At 42.7% G+C, this 21,020-nt stretch carries 20 protein-coding genes and 1 pseudogene; 17 read left to right on the forward strand and 4 right to left on the reverse strand.

Annotated elements, in window-relative coordinates; translation table 11 throughout:
• Nucleotides 1-36: 36 nt before the first annotated feature.
• Nucleotides 37-909, forward strand: a complete 873-nt coding sequence (locus MKY52_RS14475; RefSeq protein ID WP_341051933.1) for an AraC family transcriptional regulator — start codon at nucleotides 37-39, stop codon at nucleotides 907-909.
• Nucleotides 910-1,065: 156 nt separating this feature from the next.
• A complete protein-coding gene (locus MKY52_RS14480) occupies nucleotides 1,066-2,460 on the forward strand; it encodes a hypothetical protein (protein WP_341051935.1) in 1,395 nt (464 codons plus the stop codon).
• Nucleotides 2,461-2,672: 212 nt separating this feature from the next.
• Here MKY52_RS14480 and MKY52_RS14485 read toward each other — a convergent pair whose 3' ends face one another.
• Nucleotides 2,673-2,831 carry a hypothetical protein gene (locus tag MKY52_RS14485; RefSeq protein ID WP_341051936.1) on the reverse strand — a complete coding sequence of 53 codons (159 nt, stop codon included), beginning with the start codon at nucleotides 2,829-2,831 and terminating at the stop codon, nucleotides 2,673-2,675.
• A gap of 84 nt (nucleotides 2,832-2,915) precedes the next feature.
• Here MKY52_RS14485 and MKY52_RS14490 point away from each other — a divergent pair.
• From MKY52_RS14490 to MKY52_RS14495, 3 genes and pseudogenes are all read left to right on the forward strand, one after another.
• Nucleotides 2,916-4,277, forward strand: a pseudogene (locus tag MKY52_RS14490) (SMI1/KNR4 family protein); the annotation flags it as partial.
• A gap of 42 nt (nucleotides 4,278-4,319) precedes the next feature.
• Nucleotides 4,320-4,628 (forward strand): immunity 51 family protein, encoded by a 309-nt coding sequence (locus MKY52_RS30370; protein WP_445671023.1) that lies wholly within the window; start codon nucleotides 4,320-4,322, stop codon nucleotides 4,626-4,628.
• 305 nt (nucleotides 4,629-4,933) lie between these two features.
• Nucleotides 4,934-5,398: a phage tail protein gene (locus tag MKY52_RS14495; RefSeq protein ID WP_341051940.1), complete on the forward strand. Its 465-nt coding sequence runs from the start codon at nucleotides 4,934-4,936 to the stop codon at nucleotides 5,396-5,398.
• A 188-nt stretch (nucleotides 5,399-5,586) separates the two neighbouring features.
• On the opposite strand, the gene pdxR is transcribed toward MKY52_RS14495, so the two are convergent.
• Entirely contained in the window at nucleotides 5,587-7,017 is a 1,431-nt protein-coding gene (pdxR, locus tag MKY52_RS14500) for a MocR-like pyridoxine biosynthesis transcription factor PdxR (protein WP_341051942.1), read from the reverse strand.
• A 172-nt stretch (nucleotides 7,018-7,189) separates the two neighbouring features.
• Here pdxR and MKY52_RS14505 point away from each other — a divergent pair, with 172 nt between their 5' ends.
• The 4 genes from MKY52_RS14505 (at nucleotide 7,190) to MKY52_RS14520 (ending at nucleotide 8,893) form a co-directional block, all read left to right on the forward strand.
• Nucleotides 7,190-7,738, forward strand: a complete 549-nt coding sequence (locus MKY52_RS14505; protein WP_341051943.1) for a pyridoxamine 5'-phosphate oxidase family protein — start codon at nucleotides 7,190-7,192, stop codon at nucleotides 7,736-7,738.
• A gap of 282 nt (nucleotides 7,739-8,020) precedes the next feature.
• The gene (locus tag MKY52_RS14510) at nucleotides 8,021-8,419 is read left to right on the forward strand and encodes a hypothetical protein (RefSeq protein WP_341051944.1); all 399 of its coding nucleotides are present in this window, start codon (nucleotides 8,021-8,023) and stop codon (nucleotides 8,417-8,419) included.
• 15 nt (nucleotides 8,420-8,434) lie between these two features.
• Nucleotides 8,435-8,638: a helix-turn-helix transcriptional regulator gene (locus tag MKY52_RS14515; RefSeq protein ID WP_076286019.1), complete on the forward strand. Its 204-nt coding sequence runs from the start codon at nucleotides 8,435-8,437 to the stop codon at nucleotides 8,636-8,638.
• 48 nt (nucleotides 8,639-8,686) lie between these two features.
• Nucleotides 8,687-8,893 carry a hypothetical protein gene (locus tag MKY52_RS14520; protein ID WP_341051946.1) on the forward strand — a complete coding sequence of 69 codons (207 nt, stop codon included), beginning with the start codon at nucleotides 8,687-8,689 and terminating at the stop codon, nucleotides 8,891-8,893.
• 116 nt (nucleotides 8,894-9,009) lie between these two features.
• On the opposite strand, the gene MKY52_RS14525 is transcribed toward MKY52_RS14520, so the two are convergent.
• Nucleotides 9,010-9,753, reverse strand: a complete 744-nt coding sequence (locus MKY52_RS14525) for a MerR family transcriptional regulator (RefSeq protein WP_076286021.1) — start codon at nucleotides 9,751-9,753, stop codon at nucleotides 9,010-9,012.
• Between the two features lie 92 nt (nucleotides 9,754-9,845).
• On the opposite strand from MKY52_RS14525, the gene MKY52_RS14530 reads away from it, so the two are divergent.
• The 8 genes from MKY52_RS14530 (at nucleotide 9,846) to MKY52_RS14565 (ending at nucleotide 20,495) form a co-directional block, all read left to right on the forward strand.
• Nucleotides 9,846-10,547: a CPBP family intramembrane glutamic endopeptidase gene (locus MKY52_RS14530; RefSeq protein ID WP_341051947.1), complete on the forward strand. Its 702-nt coding sequence runs from the start codon at nucleotides 9,846-9,848 to the stop codon at nucleotides 10,545-10,547.
• 315 nt (nucleotides 10,548-10,862) lie between these two features.
• Nucleotides 10,863-11,792 (forward strand): phosphotransferase, encoded by a 930-nt coding sequence (locus MKY52_RS14535; RefSeq protein WP_341053424.1) that lies wholly within the window; start codon nucleotides 10,863-10,865, stop codon nucleotides 11,790-11,792.
• A gap of 283 nt (nucleotides 11,793-12,075) precedes the next feature.
• Complete coding sequence (locus MKY52_RS14540) at nucleotides 12,076-13,740, forward strand: extracellular solute-binding protein (protein ID WP_341051948.1); 1,665 nt, start codon at nucleotides 12,076-12,078, stop codon at nucleotides 13,738-13,740.
• A gap of 89 nt (nucleotides 13,741-13,829) precedes the next feature.
• Nucleotides 13,830-14,735: an ABC transporter permease gene (locus tag MKY52_RS14545; RefSeq protein WP_341051950.1), complete on the forward strand. Its 906-nt coding sequence runs from the start codon at nucleotides 13,830-13,832 to the stop codon at nucleotides 14,733-14,735.
• A 33-nt stretch (nucleotides 14,736-14,768) separates the two neighbouring features.
• Nucleotides 14,769-15,653, forward strand: a complete 885-nt coding sequence (locus MKY52_RS14550) for a carbohydrate ABC transporter permease (protein WP_042191389.1) — start codon at nucleotides 14,769-14,771, stop codon at nucleotides 15,651-15,653.
• A 45-nt stretch (nucleotides 15,654-15,698) separates the two neighbouring features.
• Nucleotides 15,699-17,432, forward strand: coding sequence for a sensor histidine kinase (locus MKY52_RS14555; protein ID WP_341051951.1), 1,734 nt, complete (start codon nucleotides 15,699-15,701; stop codon nucleotides 17,430-17,432).
• A 13-nt stretch (nucleotides 17,433-17,445) separates the two neighbouring features.
• On the forward strand, nucleotides 17,446-19,128 hold the full coding sequence (locus MKY52_RS14560) for a response regulator (RefSeq protein ID WP_341051953.1): 1,683 nt from the start codon (nucleotides 17,446-17,448) through the stop codon (nucleotides 19,126-19,128).
• 92 nt (nucleotides 19,129-19,220) lie between these two features.
• Nucleotides 19,221-20,495 carry a Gfo/Idh/MocA family protein gene (locus MKY52_RS14565; RefSeq protein WP_341051955.1) on the forward strand — a complete coding sequence of 425 codons (1,275 nt, stop codon included), beginning with the start codon at nucleotides 19,221-19,223 and terminating at the stop codon, nucleotides 20,493-20,495.
• Nucleotides 20,496-20,722: 227 nt separating this feature from the next.
• Here the strand turns inward: MKY52_RS14565 and MKY52_RS14570 are convergent, their stop codons facing one another.
• Nucleotides 20,723-20,908: a hypothetical protein gene (locus MKY52_RS14570; RefSeq protein WP_042130754.1), complete on the reverse strand. Its 186-nt coding sequence runs from the start codon at nucleotides 20,906-20,908 to the stop codon at nucleotides 20,723-20,725.
• Nucleotides 20,909-21,020: the final 112 nt, after the last annotated feature.

The raw sequence follows: 21,020 nt of genomic DNA on the forward strand, positions 1-21,020 counted from the left end.
TACTTGCTATATTGTTAGTGAAGGGAGGTCATTCGAATGGATTTGCTTGCAAATCTGAACGGGGCTCTACAATACATTGAAGAGAATCTTGCTGATAATATAGACCTGAAGGAAGCGGCTAGGTTGGCTTGTTGTTCCGAATATCATTTTTCTAGAATGTTCTCATTTCTTGCAGGCATCACGCTATCAGAATACATCCGTCGGAGACGCCTGACATCTGCGGCATTTGAGCTTCAAGCTGGAGAATTAAGAGTTATGGATGTGGCGGTGAAATATGGATATAGCTCAGCAGACGCATTTTCTAGAGCTTTCCAAGGCTTGCACGGTATTCCGCCCTCTTCGGTAAAGTTGCATGGCCCTTCATTAAAAGCCTATCCGCGCTTGACCTTTCAATTAACGATTCAAGGGGGAAGTGCAATGAACTATCGTATCATTGAAAAAGAGTCATTCTGTATCGTTGGCATTACGAGAAGGGTACCTATCCAATTTAATGGCGTAAATCCGGAAATCGCATCTATGTGGAAAAGCTTAACTAGCGATGACATCGACCAGCTCAAAAAGCTCTCAAATGTCGAACCTCAGGGACTGATTCAAGCATCGATGAATTTTTCTGAAGAGAGAATGGAAGAAAAGGGAGAACTTGACCATTATGTTGGCGTTGCTACAACCAAGGAATGCCCCGAAAAGTTAACGAAACTAGATGTTCCTGCAGCAACATGGGCTGTATTCGAAGCCGTTGGACCATTTCCCGATACATTGCAAAATGTCTGGGGACGCATCTATTCTGAATGGTTCCCTACCGCTAATTATGAGTTGGCAAGAGGCCCGGAGATTTTATGGAATGAGGGTAAGGATATATCTTCACCCACCTTCAGAAGTGAGATTTGGATACCGGTTTTGAAAAAATAATAAACGGTGATTACTATTGTACTTCTGATTTGTCAGGCCATCCCATAGAAGGATGGCCTTTTTTTGTTGTGGGGGATGGTTTGTAAACTTGAGATTGACCCTTATTTTTACATATGAGAGAATAATGGAAATTTGAAAATGAAAGGAAAATAATGTATGAGCAATCTTTTCCGATTCATTCCTATTAGTCAACTAGCAGATAAATTTCCGGAAGGATCTTGGTGGGCGAAGTTTTACCAGGATTTCAGTGACGAGCAGCTAGCCGCTTATTATGAAGGGGATTTGACGCTGCCTTCTCTTAATCTGGATTGGGAGCAGGCTTTCCCGCAACAAAAAGAGGTAATCATCATTTTTATCGATGGGAATTTTACAGTAGACAATCTCTATAATAAAGAAACAGATGGTGCTATAGGGCTTATGGTAACCGGTAATTTGAATGCGAAAAATATAGCTGTAGGCGGTCAGGAAATCTATGTTTCGGGCAATCTGATGGTTGAGGAAATATTGTGCGGCACCTACAATCATGGGGAAACAATTGTTATAGGTGATCTTAGCGCTGCGGTTTTAGTTCAGGATGACGAGTACAGCATCAAAGTAGACGGGCAGAAATCTATTGCATGCTTAGTAAATGTATGGGAGGGAGACGGCGTATTTCAGGAGCTTCCGGTGGACATTCATGAGGTGTTGATTGATGAAGTTTTTCTGGATATGGATGAGGAGGACATGGAATTTTCCTTTTGCACGCTGGTGAATGTTATTGTAGAAGGGCGTTCCGCATTGAAAAAAGTAAATGAAACCCTCACGAGAAAGAAACCTGTTCATTTATATTTTACCCATAACACAATCAATGAGGAAAATATATTGAAATTGACTCAGTGTATTTTAATGACGGATGACAAACCATCGTTTGATTTTCAGGAGCAAGGCGTATTTTTCAAAGTTCAACTGGAGCATATTGATGCAGACGGGGATGAGCGGGATCTCAGCGTTTATATGAAAGATAACCGGCATCACTATTATATTTGGCTGGAGCAAGATCATTCCATCGGTTTGTTGAGGAGAACTATAGATGAGGGGTCTGAGTGGGAGCACATTACAGAAGAGTCTCAGGAACAACTAGCGGAGATTAGCGATTGCTGGACTATGTTGCTGACCTGTATTAATATGGCTGAGCTTTATTTACGAAACATTGAGGTCCAATATGTGCAAGACATTTTGCAACACACTGTAATTCAGGAATTATATTCGGAAGAAGAGGAGGATGACGGGTTCTGGGACGGCTCAAAATATTACAGCTTCCGTAATGCGCATACGGACGAGGACGGAGACTACCTGCATGCTCGGATTGAAATCAAGACTCCAGATGAGGCGTATTATTTTTATACAGTGGATCATGGAACTTATGTTTCCCGGCATTATCAGCCGCCCAATCAATATGGCAAGCAGGACATGTCTTTTTTGGACCTTAGGCGCTGGGAGGCATCAGAGCAGTATTTTACAAGATTCAAGCAATTTATTGATCAGAAGATAGAGGCTGGTGTAAATAGTTAGGCTTGATGACGTTCTAAGAGGTGAGCTTTGTCGTCAAGGAGGTCACGCATCACGCATGGCAACTGATCTTCCACCGAGGAGACCAGCATGGCAGAAACAACAAAACAGGCGAGAGGGAAGCACCAATACTTCCTCCTCGCCTATTCGTGTTCATGCATTTTGTCTAGGGTTTATCCACTTTACTCCGGTGTTCCTTGCGTTACCCCATGGATTTACGTTAAGGTCGGGGAATCGACTGCCCCTAGCCCCGGATTATAGGTAAAGGAGTACTCGATGGTATCCCCGTGTTGCAGGTGATTTACAGGGTAGGTATAGTTACCGTTTCCTGCTGGGGTCATGGCTACGTTTAGCTGACCTATTTCGATTTTCAATACCTACATCCCATCTGGTAGAATAGGGAAAACCATATTTCTCTATATTCTAGTAATTTGATTATAAGCTTTGGGAGGTAGACCATGGACAAAGAACTAATCGCACAGCTGACACAGTGGCATGAAGATGATGAACACCAGAAGATTGTAGACACCTTGATGACGATTCCTCCAGCGGACAGAGATTACGAGGTAGTCAGCAGTCTGGCAAGAGCGTATAACAATTTGGGACGTTATGAAGAAGCGCTTGGACACTTCGCGATGATTGCGGAACAGGGGCAGAATGACCATCTGTGGCATTTTCGTGTGGGATATTCTTACTACTATTTGAATCGATATGAGGAAGCGGTGAGAGTGCTGAGTATTGCCCATGACCTCGATCCGGATGATGAGAATACGGCCATATTTCTAAAATTCAGCCAGCGCAAGCTACGCAAAGAACAGCACGCCGCAGCCAGACAGGCAATCAGAGAGCAACATAATGATTCGGGGACGACTGCAACTCCTTTTGAAGGGATGGACCTCTCCGAATTTTGGAAAGATAGCGATTATGCGCTAAAAGAATATGTTTCTGCCCCGCCTACGGATGATCTGATTGCTTCTGTAGAAGAAGAACTGGGTTACAAGCTTCCTGCCTCTTATATCAGTCTGATGAAGCAGCACAATGGGGGAGTTCCTTATAATACTTGTTTTCCGACGGAGGACGCGACCTCATGGGCTGAGGATCATATTGCGATTACGGGCATTATGGGCATCGGACGCGAGAAAAGCTATTCACTCTGTGGCGATCTCGGCAGCCCGTTCATGATTGAGGAGTGGGGGTATCCTGACATCGGCGTAGTAATTTGTGACTGCCCTTCGGCAGGCCATGATGTCGTGATGCTGGATTACCGGAACTGTGGGAGGGACGGCGAACCCGAGGTGATTCATGTGGATCAGGAAGACAATTATGAGATTACGTTCTTGGCCCAAGACTTCGAGACGTTTATACGCGGCCTACTGAGTGATGAGGAATACGACACCTCTGAAGAAGATAAAGAGGAGGATTTGCGCAAAGTAGCCGTAGGCCAATTCTCGCCTTTGCTTGCCAAGCTGTGCAGCCATGTGCCTGAGGTAGATCAGCTTGAGCAGAAGATCCGTAGAGTCTGTACCCGAATCGTAGAAGAGAAGGGACACTTTTCCTTTCATGCGGATGAGCTTTCTGCTCTGATGTACGATGTGCAGTTCTGGCTGTACACAAGCTCTTATCCAAATACGAGCCGTCAACAATATCTGGATGTATATGAGGAAATGATCGCTTTTGGCGGCGAGTTCGGTCAAGGCGGGTATGCTCCGGGCTGGATCAGCGATTGGCTGGATGGGCGGATACGGGAAGGGCTGATTGTTCAGAAAAACGGGGTGCTTTGCTTCACGAATCAAGCCCGCTCTGAGGTCATTGCACGGCTGGAAGCAGAATCCGCAGAAGAGGACGTTGCCCCTTTTATACTCGTGGATCAGCAAGGTGGAGGCATGTCTGTCATTCTAAATGTGGGTAGCTACCGATCGGAAGTGTTCGAGGCCCGGGCAGACGAAGGATTTGAAGGCAACGGGTACGATTGGGCTTCTTTGGCGGCTGTGTTTGTGAACGAATATATGCCTGAATGGGTAGATACGATTCATTTTGACCCGGAAGCGGATATGTTCTGTGCTTATTCGGAGAATAGCGAAGCTATTAAGCAGTTCGCGGTGCGGTTGAAGCAGGCCTGTGAAGATGAGACGTTGATCCTGGATCTCTTCTCCCGCGCGGAGCTCGATTGATCACAACAGTATTCAGGGGCTCGGTCACACAGAAGGTTGAGAGAATGCGTCAGGTAGGAATCCGTTTCAAGGTTTGTTTTCGATGGCACCAATATATGGATGATACGGTTTTTAGCTGACCGTCAGCATCTGCTGCAAGGACGAAGGCTATAAGTCTTGGCCGATTTGCAGCAGATGCTCTTTTTTAGAAAGTTACGGGCATAGATTTGAACATGTGAAGTGGATTATTTTTGATATAATATAGTTAAAATTTTAGTTATTGTATTCTATTGATAGGGAATAATGAGAGAAAAGGAGAGATGGAAATGACGTATATCGTTGATTTTAAAAATGTGTCTACGGTCGGAGTAGAGTCTTCACCTGTAGCAGAGGCGCTTGCTGGTTTACGTGCGAATGAAGCTCGTTACTTTATGAACAAGTACAAGCATGAATTTACAGTTGTCCCAGCTAACGAAAGCCAGGAAAACCTTGATTATGTGAGCCGAATTTTAAAAGAAGAACGTAATATTGAGTTTGCGGCAAAACCTTTAGAAACGTCGCGTTTTCAAGTGGAAAATATTAAATTCACTTATGTCTTTTATGAAGATGGACTCGAGGTTAATGTCATGTATACGGTTGATGATCCTAAGAAGCGAGCCGTTGGTTTTAAGCTTTCTGAGGGGATGGAGATACCAAAGGAGTTAGAAGAGAAGTTTAAATTTGCTAGGCAGAAGTCTAAACTAGCCGGTACAATCCGTGGCTCGTATTTTGTAATCAAAGGAGAGTATTAAAGGAGTAAGAATAATACAAGTCTCTATTCCGAGTGGCGGGATAGAGGCTTGTATTATTTGCTATCTGCATAAGCCAAGTATCTTAAAATGAGGGCGTAACCAAGGGATTCACGGTAACTGTAACCATCAGACTAAGTAATTTAAAGTCCATACTTTCTTTTAATTTATCTAATCCTGCGGAGATGATTTTATAGGATTATCTCCGCAAGGCGATATATCCCCTGCTCAATTGATGCTTCATCTACTTTTGCAAACCCCAATACCCATCCCTTTCTTTTGCTATCCAGACAATAGGGTCCAAGAGGGTAAACACGTATTCCATGTTGTAGGGCTAAATTTGTCACAGTTTCTTCGTCGTATGATTCCTCAGCCTCAAGTAACACATGCAATCCTGTTTCTACTCCACTGAGTGTAAAACGCTCCCCTAAACCACTAGCCATAATAGCTTTTGTCATGACCTCGTGTCTTCTTCGATATACATTTCTGACTCTTCTCATATGCCGCATAAAATGACCATTTTTAATGAAATGGGTTAGTGTTAGCTGATCCATAATCGGAAGATGACGGTAAGTCAGTTCCTGTACCTTCGCTAGTTGAGCAATTGCCTCGGATGAACCTATAATAGCCGAAATACGAATGCCAGGAGCAATCATTTTAGAGAAACTCATGAGATACAAAGTATTATTGGGTGCCTGACTAAACAACGTTGGCAGCGGCTCCCCACGATACCGGAATTCACTATCATAATCGTCTTCAATGATCCAAAACCGTTCTTGAACCGCTTTATGTAGTAATTGTTGCCGACGGGTCTCCGACATAACGACCCCTACTGCGCACTGGTGAGAAGGGGTGGCAAAGATCAGTTTGGATTGAGGGTGAATATGCTCCACCACTAGACCATACTCATCAACGGGAACAGGTACCACATTCATTCGTCGATATTTCATCGCCATCCAAGCAGCTGGGAAACCTGGATCTTCTACTGAAACTGTATCCCCATCAGCTAAAAGCGACTGTGCGATTAAGTCGATACTGTGTTGAGCTCCTGAGGTCAACAGAATCTGATTAGTTTGGATATGTATGCCCCGTTCAAGGGATAAATAACGCTGTATTTGCTCACGTAAAGGTGTGTAACCGTAGCAATTACCGTAAGCCCAGCTTGATAAATCCATTTCAGCAGATGCGTGGAGCAGCGATTGCCGCCAGTTCTTTTGGAATTGTTCATCCAAATAGGGTTCATGAGGACTGAAATCAATATCCACTTCTATCTGTTCTTTACCTCTGAACCAGTCATGTAAATGATCAACAGCTGAGTCTAACAAGGAGAGTGAAGGAGGTGTGGGACCCTCTGTTTCTATTTCCTTCGTTGACACATTGAATTGCTTCCATCTACTAACTCGCGTTCCTCCTCGGCGAGAGGTAACTGTATAACCTCGACTTAACAATTCCTCATAGACGATCTGTATAGTTGAGCGTGAGACACCTACGATGTGAGCAAGTTCGCGGGTAGGTATTAGTAATTCTCCTGGCGCCCAGACTCCGCTAGTAATATTATGAATTGCTTGATCAAGCAATTGCTGCCAGATCGGTCTCTTATCATTACGAATTACTTTCATCATCGTACACACCTCCAAATAGAAGCCCAATCATAATAATATTAATTATGGATTGCTTTAAACGGTGATTTTTGGATATTTTAATGCAATCCATTCATTGATATACTACCGTAACAACGCTGGTATTCGCAATTTGGTCGTTGCCGCACGCTAGAGTTAAAGGAGAGATATCGATATGAATTCGGTTCGTTACAAGAGCAGGGAATGCCTGGATCAAGAGAAGATTGAAGGGTTCCTTCAGCAAGCGAGATTGGGTTATCTTGGGTTGGCTGATGGCAAACTCCCCTATGTTGTGCCACTTAATTATGTATGGACAGAAGGGAAACTCTATTTTCACGGGGCTGGAGACGGAAGGCGGAATCAGGTGATGAGTGATAATTCAGAGGTGTGTTTTACGGTATGTGAGGAATATGGAACCATTACGGATCCGGTACCTGCGAAAACGGATACGGCTTATATGAGCGTAATGATATTCGGACAAGCAGAACCGATCACGGATTTGGATGAAGCCACTCATGTACTTCAGGAAATGATGAATAAGTATGTACCAGGTTACTATAATCGCCCCCTGTCCAAGCAGCATGTGGAGAAGTATAGATCAGCTGTATTCGGCGGTCCGGTTCAAGTTTATCGGGTAATTCCAAGCCATATGACGGCAAAAGAGAGTCCTATTGAAGCGGAAAAAATGTATAAAAAGGACATGGATACTGAGCGTCAAGTTTAACCACAAGATGTTCCCAACGAGTATCAATAGCTCAATAAACACGATAAGGCAGCCGATCAGTCAACGTGATCGACTGCCTTTATTCAGCTAACGGGCAGATTACTTAAACACTATTACAATAAAATTGTTCAAATGATGAAATAATCTGTTATTTAAAGCGCTATTATTTACCATTTGTTATTTACTTTGAAATAAGATATTATGAAGTTAACTTCACATGAAGTGAACTTCATATGAAACGAACTTCACTTCAGAAGAATAAGTTAGTTAGGAGAATTACATTTGAAAAAACTATTCATACAGCGACTTTTATTATCAATCTTGTTAATGGTATTGGGATTTATTCAATTATATCTCGATACATCGGAAGGATTTAATTATGGTTATGTCATGTTATTCATAGGTGGAATAATTTTGTTGATTTCAATAATTTCTTACCTTAAATCCCGCAATAACAAAATATTGGAACGGAACATGTCAAAGGAATATGATGAAAGAGATATTTTAATTGATGGAAAAGTTTCTCACTTTTCAATGCGTTTTTTGATGTATGTAATTATAATTATTATGTTTTTAACTAATTTTGTAGTAATTCCTACAAATACTGCATTATTAATTGTTTTAATATCTTTAATCATTAGTGAATTTTGTTCTAGAAAATATTATAATCATGTCCTTTAATCAAGGAGATATTTAATGAAAAATAGAGTGAAAGAATTACGATTAGAACAAGGAATAACTCAACAAGAGCTAGCTGATAAAGTAAGTGTATCTTCTAGAACAATCATCTCATTAGAAAAAGAAAAGTATAATCCATCTGTGCTACTTGCGTATAAAATAGCTTCAGTTTTTAATTTATCAATTGAAGAAACGTTTATTTTTGATGAAGATGACAAATAATATTTTTCGTAAATATGCGCATATGAAACAAATAATGGAGGAATATAATTGCTTAGTATATTATTTATTTTTGGGGTAGTTTTGATAGTTTGGGGTCTTTATCTTATGAGAAAAGAAGAGGGTTTATTTGGGGGAAATAGAAAAAGTAAAAACATATTCAATTTCATACTAATGGGACAAGCTTCAGGATTAGGACAATTTATAAGTGGGATTTTGTGTATTATAGTAGGGATTATCGCAATTATTATGAAGTAGTCATAAATATGAAGTTCGATTTTTTTAGTATGTGTTAGCGGCGGATCCTCCTTTAGAGATCCGCCGCTTATTCAGTTTAAAGGGGCTACTCATGATTTCAATAAATTCCTCAATTCCTATTTCTGTCCCGTCCCTTTTTCTTGAACGTGAGCAATGCTAATCTCCACAAAGTTCAGCACTTCGTCGGATACGGGATATAGTCCTGACTCTAATGTAGGGAGCTTCCTCACTTCCCAAAACTTCTCCATCAATTTCTCGTCTCCATTAAAGGTTTCGTGTGATAGCTTCATTAACTCGCAGGCAATGTTATAACCTTCATCAGATTCAGGTGGAACAGATTGCTGTATGCACCATTCAATCCGGCGCAGCAAAGAGGCATATTGCTGAGTGGTCTGGTCATTACTGTTGAGATTGGGGAGTGCATTCTGTAGAAATGCACTTTCGTCATCGTTGAAATAATCGATCCACTGTTTAGAAATGGGTTGTACGTTATGGACCAGATGAGAAACCCGATCCCAGGAGAGTGTACCTTCTAGATCAATCATATTGATCAAAGACGTAGTATTTGCAATACTGCCCTGAAGAGAAGTAAGCTGCTCCTGAAGATGATTATGATGTGCGATTAGAATATGACGAAAAGATAGCTTGTCCATTACATTTTGAATGTCTTCAAGCGGTAGTGATAGTGATTTAAGCAACGTTATCTTTTCGAGAGTGAATAAATCTTCCTCTGAATAATAACGGCGGCCGTTATCTTCCTTATAACTCGGTGTAAGAAGACCAATTTGATCATAATAACGTAGGGTTCGAACGGAAATGTTCCGCTGTTTGGATACTTGTCCTGTTGTCCATCTATTCATGATTCTTCTTTCCTCCCGAAAATAATGCTTGCAGGTGACGTAACGTCACCTAATATCATTAAATTATATCACAGAGGATTGAGGGATTAAGGATGACCAGTACGGAAATGTGGAAGAAGATGGATCAGTGGACATGGCGTGAGTTTATTGCTTTACTTGCGCTTGAATTTGTATTCGTTATATTCGTTATCAAGTATGCGGTACAGTCAATGTATGAGCAATGGTTGGGGAATACTCTTTACTCAGGGACTCTTACAGGGCTTACCATCGCGATTGTACTTTTGTTAGGATTATATTTCATTGCTTTACGACCGAAGAAAATGTCCTGGACAGAGGTAGGAGTAAAGGGGTTTCCGGCGAAAGATTGGTGGAGGATTGCCCTGTGGACACTCATTCTCATCGTATTTAGTGTGGCCACTCTCTATCTCACGAGTTTTCTTGGGAATACGGTGGACAACAGCAAAACAGAGAGTCTGAAGCAAAATGTCACTCTATTTACTATAATTATTGGTATCGTGTCGGCAGGGATCGTGTCACCCTTTTATGAAGAGATATTTTACCGTGGATTTATATATCGTTGGCTACGGGCTCGTGTTAGTATGAGATGGGCGATTGTGATTAGTTCGCTAATCTTTACTTTTGCACATTTTCCCACTATGAATGCCATGCCCGTGAATTTTATTAGTGGAGTTGTGCTTGCATGGACCTATGAACGTACGGGATCGGTCGTGCCTGGTATGATTGTTCACGGTGTGTTTAATACGATTGCCGTATTGTTAACAGCGATGAGTTAGAATGATGATTATATTATGTATACACGATGAGCGCTGATGACAGGACACGATAGTTGAGTAATTATAAATAACTTAAGGATATGCCGGTTTCGCTAGAAATTTCATCAAAAAAAAGCCTTTTGGAATAAAATCCAAAGGCTTTTTGTATGCTTATTTTTTTCAAGACCTTATTCAACATCATAATTGATCAGAAAGAAAAAGTCTATACTTTGGGCTGGATTTTATTTACTATTGTGAAGCCGGCAAAACTTAATCAATGGAGTGTTGTTAATGGACGTTACCTATCATCTCGATCAGGCCGACTTACAGGATTATATTGGACGGATTTTTGGCACCAGTTATTTAGTTACTCGTGTTTCACGAATGCATGGTGGCGCACAAAAGGTGGTCTACAAGATTGAGTGCAGTAATGGATTTTCCTGCGTTTTGTATGTGTGGGATCTTTCCATGAATTATTTTGAAGAAGAAAAAGCGAATGAAGATATAAATGAACAGTCCTATGGAAGTGATTTGTTTGAATTAAACAATAAGTATTTAACACAACATGGAATTCAGACCCCAGCACTTTATGATCTGAATAAGGAAAGAGACCGTTACCCATTTGATTATGCGCTTGTTGAATATATAGATGGACGTAAGGCAGAAACCTTTTTCCAACATTCCGAATTAGCTGTTCAAGATAAAGTGTTTCAGCAGTTGGGGGATATGCTTACTACAATGCATACCACCGAAAGGCAGATTTTTGGGAAAGCCAATTCTAACGAGATCAGTACAGAACAATGTCATTCATTACAAATGAAAAATGCGAAAGTACAGCTAGCTTACGCCTCTCAGCATATGGAGAAGATCGGGTCTAATCAAAGTAAACTGCTCGATAAGTTGTATGAGCTTGAATCAAGAATTAAGCCTAGAAAGCAGTATGGATTTATTCATGGGGAACTGGGTCCTGACCATGTATTGGTTAATGATAAGCTGGAGCCCTTTCTGATCGATATCGAAGGAGCAGCGTTCTTTGATATTGAGCATGAGCATAGTTTTATGGAGATGCGATTTGGAGATTTCTATCGGTATCTTAAGAACGATAAGCTTGATCCGGATAGGCTGTTATTTTATCAATTGCATCACCATATATCATTAACTTCAGCGGGTTTAAAGCTACAGCATAGAGGATTTCCCGATCAACAATTCGCAAAAGGTCTAGCTGAATATCAATCTGAACGTGCGCTTAGGTTTATCGAAAAATGAAGCAAGAAGCGGCGCGTCATCTCTTGTCAAATATCGTGGGGAGCTGAATATTCGAGTTAATACACGGACGTTTCAACGAAGCGAAGGGGGAGTCAACCTAACCTAGGGAGACTCCCTCTCTCTTGTGCGTTCTAGGGACAAGCCTGACGGTAGTCAAGAGGTGTATACGAAAGTAAAGACTAGTATATAGATGGGGGTCCTTTCCTTTCCTATACTAGAACTAGGAAGAGAAGCAGCATGAAGTAGATGCACGACCTATTTTGAGACAATGTGGAGGGGTAATATGAAGAAAAAAAGTAGAATACTTCTGATCGTTGCATTGATCCTAAGTTTAACTATCACGGCATGCGGCAAAACCACAAATGAAGGGGAGAAGCAGCCTGAGAAGCAGCCTGAGACATCTGTGGAACAAAAAAATGAAGTGATTGAAGTTTCAACAGTTTCGGCAAGCGATCAGTATCTCAAATTCGATGAGGGCGAAAGCTTTGAGAAGAACTCGGTCTATGATGCGTATGAGAAAGATATCGGTGTGAAGCTTACGAATAAATGGGTGTCCGCCGATGACGTTCAATTCAAGGAAAAAGTGAAGATGTCCATCGCCTCCAATGACCTTCCGGACTTCATGAAGGTTAATGCTACACAGCTGAAAGAGCTGACCGAAGCGGATATGATTATGGATATCACGGACGTATATGACAAGAATGCTACGGATGAGACGAAGAAATTCTTGTCGATGGATGGCGGAATGCAACTGAAGACCGCCACTTTCGACGGTAAACTCATGGGGATTCCAAGTTCTTATAATCCGTACCAGTATCAGTTCCTCTATGTACGCACGGACTGGCTGAAGAAATTGAACCTGCCGGAACCGAAGACGATGGCAGATCTCTTGACGATCTCCGAAGCGTTCAAAACAAAAGATCCAGGCGGCACTGGGAAACCGTATGGAATTGTAATTAGCAAAGATCCATTTAACAACCAGTCCACAGCTGTTACAGGACTAATAGCATTCTTGAATAGTTACCATGCTTATGAAAATCTTTGGATGGAAGACGGAAATGGCAATTTGGTCAACAGTGACATTCAGCCTCAAGTGAAAGACGCACTTAAGGCGCTGCAGGAGATGTTCAAGAAAGGATTAATTGATCCTGAGTTCGTCGTTAAAGATGTGGAGAAAGCAGCAGAGCTCCTCTATAACAACAACGCAGGTATCGTATACGGCCAGTCTTGGGTACCGGCTCAGCTCGCAAAAGGCGCAGTAAAGGATGGTAAAGTCGTACAAGAGTGGGGCGTATTCCCGATTCCATCGGTGGATAGCGAACCTGCACTATCGCAGATAGGTTTGGGTGTTGACGAATATTATGTTATCTCCAAGCAAGCGAAGCATCCGGAAGGCGTTATTAAATTGCTGAACCATTGGATTGTCGTGGATAATCATCCGACGCCAGAACAGAAAGTGTATGAGTATGGTAAAGACCTGAAGGAGAAAGGCAACAACTACTGGCTTCTAAGCCCGCTTCGTGTTGGTAAACAAAAGGATAATAACGGTGAAATATTGCCAAAAGCGATCGAGAACAAAGACGAGAGCATTTTGGAGACGAAAGATCAAAAAACTCGTTACGAGCGTGCCATGAAGTATGTTGACGGTACCGATATCAACATGTGGTGGGAATATCTGATCTCAGGTCCAAAAGGTGCATATTCACTTGTTCCTGAAATTCAGAACAATAAACAGTACCTACAAAACAAGTTCTACGGCGCACCGACTCCAACCATGGCAGATCGACAAGAAATCCTGAAGAAGAAGCGGGATGAAGTATACTTCAAGATTATGATGAATCAAGTATCCGTGGATGAATTCGATAAATTCGTGGAAGAGTGGAAAAAGCTTGGCGGCGACGAAATGACCAAAGAAGTCAATGAATGGTACGCGACTCACAAACAATGATAGCAGGAGAATCGAGGGGTTGGACACAAACGACCTCTCTTTTCTTTAACCTAGTTCTTCATTTTTAGTCCTATAGCGAGGTGGATGGCATGAATGTATTAACGCGTATGTGGAAGAGGGAGTGGCCGCTTCACTTGATGTTGGTTCCTGGGATCGTATTGGTCCTCATCTTCAGTTATATCCCGATGGCCGGCATTACGATGGCCTTTCAGAAATACGTACCGAATAAAGGGTTGTTCGGCTCACCATTTATTGGTCTTAAAAACCTTCAGTTACTGATGGATTACCCCGATATCGGCCGGATATTCTTCAATACAGTATACATTGCGGTGATGAAAATTGTAGCAGGCATGGTCGTTCCGGTCACCATAGCGATACTGCTGAATGAGCTGCGGAAAGAATGGGTCAAACGGACCTTCCAGACGCTCGTGTACTTGCCGCATTTTCTATCATGGGTCTTGTTAAGCGGTATTCTAATCGATGTATTGTCTCCATCTTCCGGTATTCTCAATCAAGTGCTTGGCTTGTTTGGTATCGACCCTGTTTTTTTCCTGGGAGACAATAAGTGGTTCCCTTATGTCATGGTCATATCGGATGTATGGAAAGAGTTTGGATTTGGTACGATTGTCTATCTGGCTGCGCTTACCGGTATTAATCCGTCACTGTACGAGGCAGCGGAGATCGACGGTGCAGGACGCTTTAAGCAGACGTTACATGTGACGCTACCCGGGATGCTTCCTATTATCGTTCTCATGTTTACGCTTAGTATCGGGAATGTACTGAATGCCGGATTTGATCAAATCTTTAACCTATACAGTCCTCCGGTCTATGAGAGCGCGGATATTATCGATACCTTCGTATATCGTATGGGGATTGAGCAAGCACAGTTCGGTTTCGCTACGGCCGTAGGACTGCTGAAATCAGTCATCTCTTTCATATTCGTATCTATGTCCTATATCTTAGCCTATCGTGTAGCGAATTACCGCATTTTCTAATGCAAGCGCGGTAATTCAGAAGGGAGACAGATCGTGCGTACTAACAGGTCATTCGGAAGAAAATTGTTTTTGATATGTAATTTCATTTTTCTGGCATCCGTATCTTTGTTATGCCTCATGCCTATTATTCATATTTTGGCGCTCTCGTTCAGCTCCGGGCAGGCAGCATCCGCCGGAAAAGTCATCCTGTGGCCAGTTGAATTCACAACGGCTGCTTATGCTAACGTATTTGGAAAACCTGAATATTTACGCGCATTCTGGGTATCGATTCAGCGGGTCCTTATGGGAACGACAATCAGCATGTTCCTGACGATTATCACGGCCTATCCATTATCCAAAGATTCTCGCCAATTTCGGCTGCGGACCTTCTATTCATGGTTTTTCGTATTCACGATTTTATTCAGTGGCGGGCTTATTCCAAACTATTTAACCGTGAAGAACCTTGGGATGCTCGATACAATCTGGGCTTTGGTGCTGCCAGGAGCGGTCACGGTGTTCAACGTTATTCTGCTGCTGAATTTCTACCGCAGTCTGCCCAAAGAACTTGAGGAATCTTCGCTGCTCGATGGGGCGGGTCAATTTACTACCTTATGGAAAATATATGTGCCGCTATCGTTGCCGGCATTGGCAACGACAGGTCTTTTCACCATGGTGGGGCATTGGAATAGCTGGTTTGATGGTATGATTTACATGAATCATCCCGAGAATTATCCGCTGCAGACTTTCCTGCAGACGATCATTATCAAAATGGATTTCCGCTTTATTAAACCTGAGAGGGCAGAATTAATGATCAAATTGTCCGATCGTACGAGCAGAGCAGCTCAAATATTCGTAGCAGCATTTCCGATTCTAATCGTGTATCCGTTCTTGCAGCGGTTCTTCATTAAAGGAATTGTGATGGGGAGTGTCAAAGAATAAAAGAGGGCACTCAAACTAAGACATTGCATTGCAGGAGAACAAACGATGAAAATCCGATTCTTGATTAAAGATTCCTCTATATTCCAGAAAATAATGGCTGCCTTTCTGGCAGCCTTGTTTCCGCTCATGGCGATTACCTGGTTGATTAATGAGAAGGGGTCGGACAATATTCGGAGTGAAATTTCCGAGTCTATTCTAAATACGACTCGCTTCTATCTGGATTCACTCGACAAGGAAGCAGACCGGATCAGCCGTTATTTGCCGAACTATGTGATGGACAAAGACTTGATGGAAATTGCAACTACAGGCAATTACATGAGTTATTACGATCGTGCGCAAAAAATATTAGATATCCAAAGACGACTTGAATTGATGAAGAACTCAAGTCCATTTATTCAAGAAGCAAGGGCGTATATCCCTCTTATCGACCGAACGATTCTTAGCAATAAATTTGAAACTTCGATGAATAAGCAGGAATATGCTTCTATGCAGCAAAACAAGAGATTATACGAAGAACCTTTCATTTACTGGAACGATCGATTATTTATTTCCATGCAATACCCCATTAATACCGTTAAAAATCCGATTTATATCGTAGCGGTTGAATTATCGACTACCAAAATCAGAGAAACGTTATCTCAAATCGGCAGCTCGCGTGGTGGACAGAGCGTATTGCTCAATCTGGAACGGGGTTGGGAGATCGAGAGTGACATGGATCCGGAACTGCTGGAACAAATGAAATCCTTCGCAGCGGATAAGCGGGAATTGCAAAAAGACGAAGGATACGAAACGATTATGTATAATGGTAAGCGGTTTCTTACGGTATATAAATACTCCAGTCTCTGGAATTCCTATTCGATTATGTGCATTCCCGAAGAAACGATTTTGGGTTCTCTTGAGATCTATCGAACATTGTTCTGGTGGGCTTGCGCGCTAGCTGTGGGTATTGTCGTTTTCTTCTCCTACTTTCTATTACGATTTATCTATCGACCATTAATGAAACTTGTGCATTCCTTTCGGCGCGTTCAGCAGAATAGGCTGGAACCGATCGTGATCGATCGTGGAGCCGATGAGTTCGGGTATTTGTACCAAGCTTTTAATAATACGATCCGATCCTTGAAAACACTAATCGAGGAAAATTACGAGCAGCAAATCAGGAACCAGCGTTCCGAACTGAAACGATTGCAATCGCAAATTAATCCTCATTTTTTATATAATTGTTTTTTTGTATTGTGCCGGTTAATTAAATCCGAGAATCAGAAGGAAAAGGCTTATCAATTCTGCCTGTACATCGGACAATATTTTCAGTTCATTACTCGCGATGACGAGGATGATATTCCGCTGGGGCTGGAGGTCAATCATTCTCGCACGTATGTAGACATGCAAACCATATGTTACGGAGACCGTATTCAAGTCAAGTTCGAAGGTGATGTTCCCGATCTCTTCGTGCCGAGGCTGATTCTGCAGCCGATCATCGAAAATGCTTATAAGCATGCCTTGGGCAATATGATTCAGCAGGGTGAGCTATGGGTTCATTGTGAGCGGGTGGGTGATGTATTCTCCATCTATGTCGAAGATAATGGCCGAAGCATCTCGGATGCGGAGATCGAACAGCTTCAGAAGCGACTGCGTCAATCCACCACTCGGATGGAGGAAACAACCGGAATCATAAATGTGCATCGCAGAATACAGCTGCGGTACGGTGAGGAATATGGCATTACAGTGTCACGTTCTGCTCTTGGTGGACTTCAAGTAAGAATCAATCTGAGCGCGAACTAGAGGAGGAATCAGCATGTACCGACTGCTAATCGTCGATGACCTTCCCATTATTGTCGATGGTCTTCTGGAGCTATTCAATGAGACCGATCATTTACAACTCGAGGTTATGAAGGCATATTCAGGTGAAGAAGCACTGGAGGTACTGTCTCATCATCGTATTGATATCGTGATTTCCGACATTAAGATGCCTGGACTGGAAGGGATTGAGCTGCTTCGGGAAATCAAATCCCAGTGGCCGGCCTGCAAAGTTATTTTCTTAACAGGATACAATGATTTTCATTATGCAAGGAGCGCAATTACGTACGGTGGGTTCGATTATATTCTGAAGGTCGAAAGTGATGAGAAAATTATTCAGTCCGTAGAACGGGCGATTGAGAAAATTGAAGAAGAAAATAACCAAGAACAGATGATTGCTAGAGCGCAATCCAAAATGAGACTGGCATTGCCCTCCCTGCAAAAAGAGTATGTGTGGGAGCTCTTTCAAGGCAAGCATGTATCGGATAGCCAATTAAAGCAGGCGTTCAAAGAAATCGATATCCCGCTTGATGCGACATTGCCGGTTTACTTGCTCATAGGCAGGGTAGACGCATGGAAAGAAATGTTCACGACGCCGGATAAAGCGTTATTGACTTACGCCGTACAGAACATTTGCGATGAGTATTTGTCCACGCAGGTCAGATGCTATTCCGTTGTATTCGAGTTATCCAAAATCGTCTGGATGATTCAACCGAAAATCCCGGATGGATCGTCTATCGAATACGGGGATCAGGATTGGATCAGAGCTCATCGGTATACGAGCGGTATTCTGGAGAATGTGCAGGGAAATTGCAAGAGATTGCTGAGTTTATCGGTTTCTTTCCTTCTTGGAAGTGAAGCAACGACATGGGATAACATATCTGATCGGTTTCACTCGATCAAATACGGCCTGGTACAAGGACATGGATTATTTAATGAAGTCATATTGACCGATAAAGACATTCAACGAGAAGTGAACGGTGATCTGAGTGGGAACTACCACGATGCCTTCTATCACGCCCGTGTTCAATTGCTGATGTCTTGTCTCGAGAATAATCATCGGGAGCAATTTAACAAGCTGTATGCCGAACTAACGTCCATTTGGAATGATGAGGAGTCGCCGAATGAGCGGAAGATCGAACTGTATCATTCGCTTTCAGCTATTTTTCTGTTCTATATCCATAAGAATCGAGAAATTCGGGATTACATCAATACGCTGATGGATCTGGATAAGTTATATCGCTATGGAGATTCCGCATCATGGTCGGAGCTGATTCAATACTTCTCGCAAATGGCGGATTGCTTCTTCGAATGGAATGCGCTGCGGGGTACGCAATTGCCAACAGAGGTCGTGAATAAAGTACATCGATATATTGAAGAACATATTTCCACTGATATCTCCTTAAATGCGCTGGCCGATTACGTGAGCTTGAATCCATCTTATTTGTCCCGACTTTATAAGCAAATCACTGGAATGGGGTTATCTAAATATGTGAACGACTATCGTAACCTGATCGCCAAAGATATGCTGCTCAACACATCGATGAAAGTGAATGAAATTGCTGCTGCCCTGGGGTACAACTCAGCGCTTGCGTTTATTCGCTTCTTTAAGAAGCAGAACGAAACGACGCCGCAAGATTTCCGTATGGCAAGGATCCATATACAGAATCAAGGTCAATAAATGTATATGAAATGTCAGTAACGATCTCTTTTACCTCCGTTCCTACCGCCTTACAATGGAAGTACACTAGGTGCGCAAGAGGAGGAGTAGTCTTGAGAACATTAACAGCTGTATTACTTGGCGCTGGCAGTCGAGGAAGATATATTTATGGGCCCTACGCGGAGAAGTTCCCGAATGAATTAAAGATTGTTGCCGTAGCTGAGCCGGATGATGAACGTAGAAATCGATTTGCAGAGATTCATAGAATTGCCCCAGAACATGTCTACGATTCTTGGGAGAAAGTATTCGATCAGGGTCAAATTGCGGACGTGATGATAATTGCTACGCTCGATCGGATGCATTATATACCAGCGATGAAAGCGATGGAGCTAGGCTATCATGTCATGCTAGAGAAGCCGATGTCTCCTTCCATGGAAGAATGCATCGAATTGGAGCAAGCTTCGCTTCGGTATAAGCGATTGCTCGTCGTAACCCATGTCCTGCGATATTCCCCGTTCTGGTCTGGGATCAAAAAATGCATCGAAGACGGTGAACTCGGAACGATAGGTACGATTCAATTAACCGAAAATGTGGGCTACATGCATATGACACACAGTTATGTCCGCGGGAATTGGCGCAATTCGGAGGAGACGAGTCCCATGATCCTGGCCAAATCATGCCATGATCTGGATCTCATCTCATGGCTTATGAATCAACCGTGTACAAGCGTGAGCTCGTACGGATCATTACTGCATTTCAGGGCGGAGAACGCTCCGGAAGGCTCCGCGGATCGCTGTATCAACGGCTGTGAGGTTGAGAAGGAATGCGCCTTCTCGGCGATGAAAATATATATTCAGCCCCCGGAACACCCTTGGGCACGCTATATGACGAATGATTTGTCGCAAGAGGGGATCTTGAAGGCGCTGAAGGAAGGACCGTGGGGTCGCTGCGTGTATCGCTGCGATAATAATGTCGTGGATCACCAGGTAGTCAACATGGAGTTCGAGAACGGAGCGAATGCATCGTTCATCATGTCAGGGCTGACACAGAGCGGCACGCGTCGGGTTCAAATTATGGGAACACAAGGTGAGATCATCGGGGATATGGACAAAGGATCTTTCACGCTGTACCGCTATGTATCGGGCGAGAAGGTTGAGATTGGCTGCAATGTGGAAGGCGATGGCCATGGAGGCGGCGATGACCGTATGGTAAGCTCATTCCTGCGGAATGTGCGTCAATTCGACAGCAATCCATCGCAAGGTTTGACCTCGGCGACGGCATCCCTGCAGAGTCATTTGATCGCATTCGCGTCGGAACATTCGAGATTGAACGCAGGTCAGGCTGTCAAGCTTTCGGACTTGCAGAAGAAAGGAGAAATGTCTGTATAAGATTAAATGGTACTAGGAAGCCTCTTTCGAAGTGATGGGATGCCGTCATGGAGAGGGAGGTTTTTTGGTATGTATTTGATTCAAGAAATCGAGTCAATATGGAAAAGGTTTTTCGTTACATAATTTCAAGGCATAATAAAAGACCGCTCTACTGGAATGACTTCCGGATCTGCGGCCTTAGGACAAGATTCTATTATAGGGTCAATCTGTATCTAAAGGTGGTGAGATTAATGGAATTTAACAGTCTTGATACGAGCTTCTTCTTCATAGGTGAGTGGTTTTGGGGATCTTGGAGTGTGCAAGTGGCGTTGCACAGAATATTCCATTTTTTGATAATCCTCATTACCTGAATTCATCGTTGGATTCCAATTTTCCGTTACCCAATTTTTAAGTTCTTTAAGACCTGCTAGCATTTCCTCCAGCCTCCTTTGGCGAAGAAACAATATATTTTGTATTGTTCTGGTTACGCTTTCATTATATCATAGAAATTAGTTTTTTAAAGCTGTGTCCACGTGAAAAACACAG

The sequence above is a fragment of the Paenibacillus sp. FSL P4-0184 genome (assembly GCF_038004625.1).
Lineage (GTDB): Bacteria > Bacillota > Bacilli > Paenibacillales > Paenibacillaceae > Paenibacillus_AQ.